The 5,114-nt window shown below is 59.8% G+C and carries 5 protein-coding genes; 4 read left to right on the top strand and 1 reads right to left on the bottom strand.

Annotated features, from left to right (window positions below; genetic code table 11):
- From WBF74_RS07355 to WBF74_RS07365, 3 genes are all read left to right on the top strand, one after another.
- The coding region (locus WBF74_RS07355) for a cbb3-type cytochrome c oxidase subunit I (protein ID WP_424437457.1) at positions 1–1,500 on the top strand (1,500 nt) is incomplete at its 5' end.
- Positions 1,501–1,536: 36 nt separating this feature from the next.
- On the top strand, positions 1,537–1,950 hold the full coding sequence (locus WBF74_RS07360; RefSeq protein ID WP_424437460.1) for a SirB2 family protein: 414 nt from the start codon (positions 1,537–1,539) through the stop codon (positions 1,948–1,950).
- Between the two features lie 33 nt (positions 1,951–1,983).
- Positions 1,984–2,457, top strand: coding sequence for a hypothetical protein (locus WBF74_RS07365; RefSeq protein WP_424437463.1), 474 nt, complete (start codon positions 1,984–1,986; stop codon positions 2,455–2,457).
- A gap of 6 nt (positions 2,458–2,463) precedes the next feature.
- On the opposite strand, the gene WBF74_RS07370 is transcribed toward WBF74_RS07365, so the two are convergent.
- Positions 2,464–3,543, bottom strand: coding sequence for an NADH:flavin oxidoreductase (locus WBF74_RS07370; RefSeq protein WP_424437466.1), 1,080 nt, complete (start codon positions 3,541–3,543; stop codon positions 2,464–2,466).
- Between the two features lie 358 nt (positions 3,544–3,901).
- Here WBF74_RS07370 and WBF74_RS07375 point away from each other — a divergent pair, with 358 nt between their 5' ends.
- Entirely contained in the window at positions 3,902–5,068 is a 1,167-nt protein-coding gene (locus WBF74_RS07375) for an efflux RND transporter periplasmic adaptor subunit (RefSeq protein WP_424437469.1), read from the top strand.
- Positions 5,069–5,114 lie beyond the last annotated feature (46 nt).

The following is a 5,114-nucleotide window of genomic DNA, read 5'->3' on the forward strand; positions in this document are numbered from 1 at the left end:
GACCCGATGCTGGCTGTGAAGGTGACGCCTTCCATGCTGGCAACTGCGAAATATTTCTGGGTGCTGCTCGCGCTCTTTCTCGTGCAGATATTGCTCGGCGCAATCACCGCGCATTATCAGGTGGAAGGCCAGCTCGTCTATGGATACGAAATGGCGGAGGTTCTGCCTTACGCCATCACCCGGACATGGCATACACAGCTTGCCGTGCTGTGGATCGCGGTCGCCTGGCTCGGCACCGGGCTTTATATCGGGCCGGCTGCTTCCGGCTACGAACCTCCGTTCCAGCGCCTCGGCGTGAATCTGCTCTGGCTCTGCCTTCTCGTCATCGTGGTCGGCTCTTTCGCGGGACAGTGGTTTGCTGTCATGCAGAAGCTCGGGCTTGAGCATAATTTCTGGTTCGGGCATCAGGGCTGGGAATATGCCGATATGGGCCGCTTCTGGCAGTGGTTCCTTTTCATCGGCCTCTTGCTGTGGCTCACCCTTGTTGGCCGTGCACTATGGCCGGTGCTGACGCAGAAATCCGAAACGCGTTCCATCATCGGCCTGCTGTTTCTCTCCACTGTCGCCATTGGCCTGTTTTTCGCGGCGGCGCTGATGTGGGGCGAGCACACACATATCTCCATGGTGGAATACTGGCGCTGGTGGCTCGTGCATCTCTGGGTGGAAGGCTTCTTTGAAGTCTTTGCAACAGCCGTGATCGCCTTTCTCTTCACGCGGCTCGGCTTGCTGCGAGCGCAGACGGCAACGGTCGCGGTCCTCTTTGCAACCATCATTTTTATGGCGGGTGGCGTGATCGGCACCTTGCATCACCTTTACTTCGTCGGTTCGCCGACGCCGGTGCTGGCGCTCGGGGCAAGCTTCTCCGCGCTTGAAGTGGTGCCGCTCGCCTATATCGGGTTCGAGGCCTACCAGAATTACCGCCTGAGCGGGTCGACACCCTGGATGCGGCGCTATCGCTGGCCGGTCATGTTCTTCATCGCAGTCGCTTTCTGGAACCTTGTGGGGGCGGGTCTCTTCGGCTTCCTCATCAACCCGCCGCTCTCGCTTTATTACATGCAGGGACTGAACCTCACGCCGCTGCATGGCCACACCGCGCTTTTTGGTGTGTATGGCATGCTCGGCATCGGCCTTGTGCTCTTCTGCCTCAGAGGCATGAAGCCGGAGCTTGCCTGGCATGAGGGCTTTCTCAAGACGGCATTCTGGTGCCTCAATGCGGGTCTTGCGCTGATGGCGCTGTTGACATTGCTGCCGCTTGGTACATTGCAGCTCTTCGCCTCGCTTGAGCATGGCTACTGGTATGCCCGGTCGGCAGAGTTCATGCAGCAGCCCTTAGTGGATCTCCTGGTCTGGATGCGGGTGCCGGGCGATACGATCTTCTCGATCGGCGCGCTGGCACTTCTCGTCTTCGTGGCAGGGCTCTGGCTCTTCCCGAAAAACGAAAAGGACGTGCCTGCTGCCCAAGAAAAGGAAAAGCGCCTCGGTGCCCGCGCGGGCGACTAGGAAGCTGGGGCAACTGCAAATGAGTGAGCAAGCCGGATGATCGAATTCTATGCCGAGATCCGGCTTGTCCATATCTGGAGTGTCGTTGCGAGCGGGGCGCTGTTCTTCCTGCGTGGCCTTGCGCTTCTCTGGGGCCGGGAGAAGGCGCCCGCCCGGATCGCCATGTCCATGCCGGTGAAACTCACCAGCTACACCATCGATACGGTGCTGCTCACCGCCGCACTGATGCTGATGACGATCGTGCAGCAATATCCATTCATCGATCACTGGCTGACGACGAAGGTTCTGTTACTCATCGTCTATGTGGTGCTTGGCATCTCGGCATTTCGTTTCTCGGAGACGAGGGGCAGACTCGCCGCATTCTGGGGAGCGGGGCTTCTCGTCTTTCTTTTCATCGTGAGCATTGCACGCGCTCATCACCCTGCGGGCATTTTTTACGCCCTTGCATGAGGGAAGCGCAGGCTCAGGAGAAAGAGGCTTGTCATGGACGGCATCGCCATAGCCCGCGCTCTTCACGTCCTCGCCATTGTTCACTGGATCGGAGGTGTCTCGCTCGTCACACTTGTCCTGCTGCCTGCTGTTGCGCGCTTTTCAGAGCCGGAGCGCCGCGCCGCCCTTTTCGAGGAAATCGAAGGGCGCTTCTCCTCGCAGGCGAAAGCCTCTGTCACGCTGGCAGGTCTGACAGGTTTCTACATGACATGGGAACTCGACGGCTGGTATCGCTTTGCCGAACCTGCCTGGTGGTGGATGCATGCCATGGTTGCCGTGTGGGCGCTCTTCACCTTCGTGCTGTTTGTTGCAGAACCGCTCTTCCTGCATGAATGGTTTCGCCGCCGTGCCGCACGCGACGCCGCAGGCACTTTCGCGCTCGTCATTCGCGGGCATCGCGTGCTGCTCGCGCTCGCCGCCATCACCATTCTTGGTGCGGTATCAGGCGGGCACGGATATTTTTTCTGATGTGGTTCAGTCGCGGACGAAGCCTTCCCATGTGCTCATATATTTGATGAAGGCTGGCCCGAGCCCCTCCTTGCGAAGATGTTCGGACGAAACGGGCAGGGATGGCGACTGATAGTTCGGATTGCGCCGCACCTGTTCCGGGAAGTCATGCGCGAGGATCGCGCCCCGTCCAATCAGCACATAGTCATAGCCCGCCTCAATGACATTCACCGCATCCTGCGCGCTCATGATCTTGCCCGCCGCACCGAGCCGCACATTGCCCCGGTCAAGATCCGAGAAATAGTCCATCAGCCGACGCCCCTTGAAGGCTTCGTCCGCAGGTTCCTTCGCATAGTCCCAGAGCGACATGTCGAGATAATCGATCTGGCTGCGCCGCATGGCTTCGGCGGCCACGTCCCGCATCTCATCTAGCTGAACACCGAAGCGTTCGGGCGAGAGGCGCAGGCCGATCTGGAAATCGGGCCGGCATTCCGCACGAATGCCGTCAATGATCTCGAATACGAGGCGCGCGCGGTTTTCAAGGCTGCCGCCATAGCGGTCATCGCGCCGGTTGAATTTGGGTGAGAGGAACTGCAACAGGATGTAGCCATGCGCGCCATGCACTTCGACGCCATCAAAGCCTGCTTTCTCCGCACGCTTTGCCGCCGCGATGAAATCATCGCGCAATTCCTCCACCTCCTTGAGCGTGAGCGCGCGAGCGCCGGTCTCGGGATCATCGGAAGGGCAGACAATATCCGTCACGACATCCTTCAGCGCGCGGTTGCCGCCATGATGAAGCTGAACGGAAGAGACGGACCCATGGGCTTTGATGCCGCTTGCAAGACGGGTCAGCCCTTCGAGGTGGTCGTCGCTGAAAATGCCAAGCTGACCGGGAAAGCCCTGACCGCGCGCCTGCACATGGGCGGCGCACGTCATAGTCAGCCCGAAGCCGCCTTCGGCCCGCATGGTGAGCCAGCGATATTCGTCATCCGACAGGCGCCCATCCGCATGGCTTTGCAGATTGGTGAGCGGCGCCAGCATGAAGCGGTTCTTCAGGGCAGGCCCACGGGCGAGGGTGAGCGGTTCGAACAGGCGGGCAGTGGACATGCGGGGAGCCTCCGGTGGGGTCTTCTGACAGCCGAACCATGTTGTTTTCTCCTCTTTCGGCGCGGGCATTCTCGCTGCTTTGGGCCGCCATGCAAGCAAGAGGCAGCAGGCATCCCGAAATCGCACATAACCTCAAGATTCCCTTGCGGAAAAATCACCTTCACGGTCGATTTGCGATTGATTTTCAGCCAGTGGCGCTTAAGTGATAAAAATGATTACAATGCGTGTAATGTAATATACATTACACATGATGCCGTCCCGGTAATGGTTCCCCTCGCCATTGCGCCTGTTTCCCCTCCTCAGCGCACCGGGACGGCTTTCTTTTGCGAGTTTGATAGGAGCCAGGATGCGTGGCGGAGTGATTGTTGGGTTCGCGTTGTTCCTTACGGCGGCGATAGGCCTTGCGGGATGTGACAGCGGCGAGGAGCAGGCGGGGCCACCACCTGCCGAAGTAAGCATTGTCACGGTGAAGCCGGAACAGCTCGAAGTGACGACGGAGCTTTCGGGCCGCACTTCTGCGTTTCGCGTGGCGGAGATTCGTCCACAGGTGAGTGGCATCGTCCAGAAGCGGCTTTTTGAAGAAGGCGCAAAGGTGGATGAGGGGCAGCAGCTCTATCAGATCGACCCGGCGCTCTATCAGGCAAATTTTGATGCGGCCAAAGCGGCACTCGACAAGGCGGTCGCCAATGAACGGGCCGAGCGCGCCCGCGCCGCGCGCTACAAGGAGCTTGTTGCCGTGAATGCGGTGAGCAAGCAGGAATATGACGACGTGATGGCCACCCTCACGCAGAGTTCAGCAGATGTGGCAACCGCAAAGGCCAATCTCGCAACGGCCGAGACCAACCTTGCCTATACGAGAGTGCTTTCCCCGATCTCGGGCTTCATCAGCCGTTCGTCGGTCACGGAAGGCGCACTTGTCACGGCAAATCAGGCGACGGAACTCGCGACCGTCACACAGCTTGATCCGATCTATGTGGACCTCACCCAATCCGCTTCCGATCTCATGCGGCTCAAGCGGGCAATGGCGGAAGGCCGCATTCAGGGCGCGAAGGATGGCAAGGCGCCCGTCACGCTGAAGCTGGAAGGCAGCGAGGAACAATATGGCGGTACCGGCGAACTTCAATTCTCCGGCGTCACCGTTGCGCCCGATACGAGCATGGTCCAGCTTCGAGCGATCTTCCCCAATCCCGATGGTGAATTGCTGCCCGGTCTTTTCGTGCGGGCCATCGTGAAGCAGGGCGTTCTGGAAAACGCCATTCTCGTTCCGCAGCAGGGCGTAACACGCACACCGGATGGCAAGGGAAGTGTCTGGCTTGTGGGTGAAGACAACAAGGTAATGCAGCAGCCCGTCATGGCGATACGCGCCATTGGCGACAAATGGTTGGTGACGGAAGGGCTGAAGGCCGGGGACCGCGTTGTAGTTGCAGGATTGCAGAAGCTGCGTCCGGGCGTGGTGGTCAATCCGGTGGAAGTGGGCGCGGAGCGGCAGGCAGCCGGCGCTGACGCGCAGCCCCGGCAACAGTAGCCCTGAGCATCACACGAAGGGCCGCAAGACCGGACCCGGTTCTAAC

This window comes from Parvibaculum sp., from assembly GCF_049672805.1.
Taxonomy (GTDB): Bacteria; Pseudomonadota; Alphaproteobacteria; order Parvibaculales; family Parvibaculaceae; genus Parvibaculum.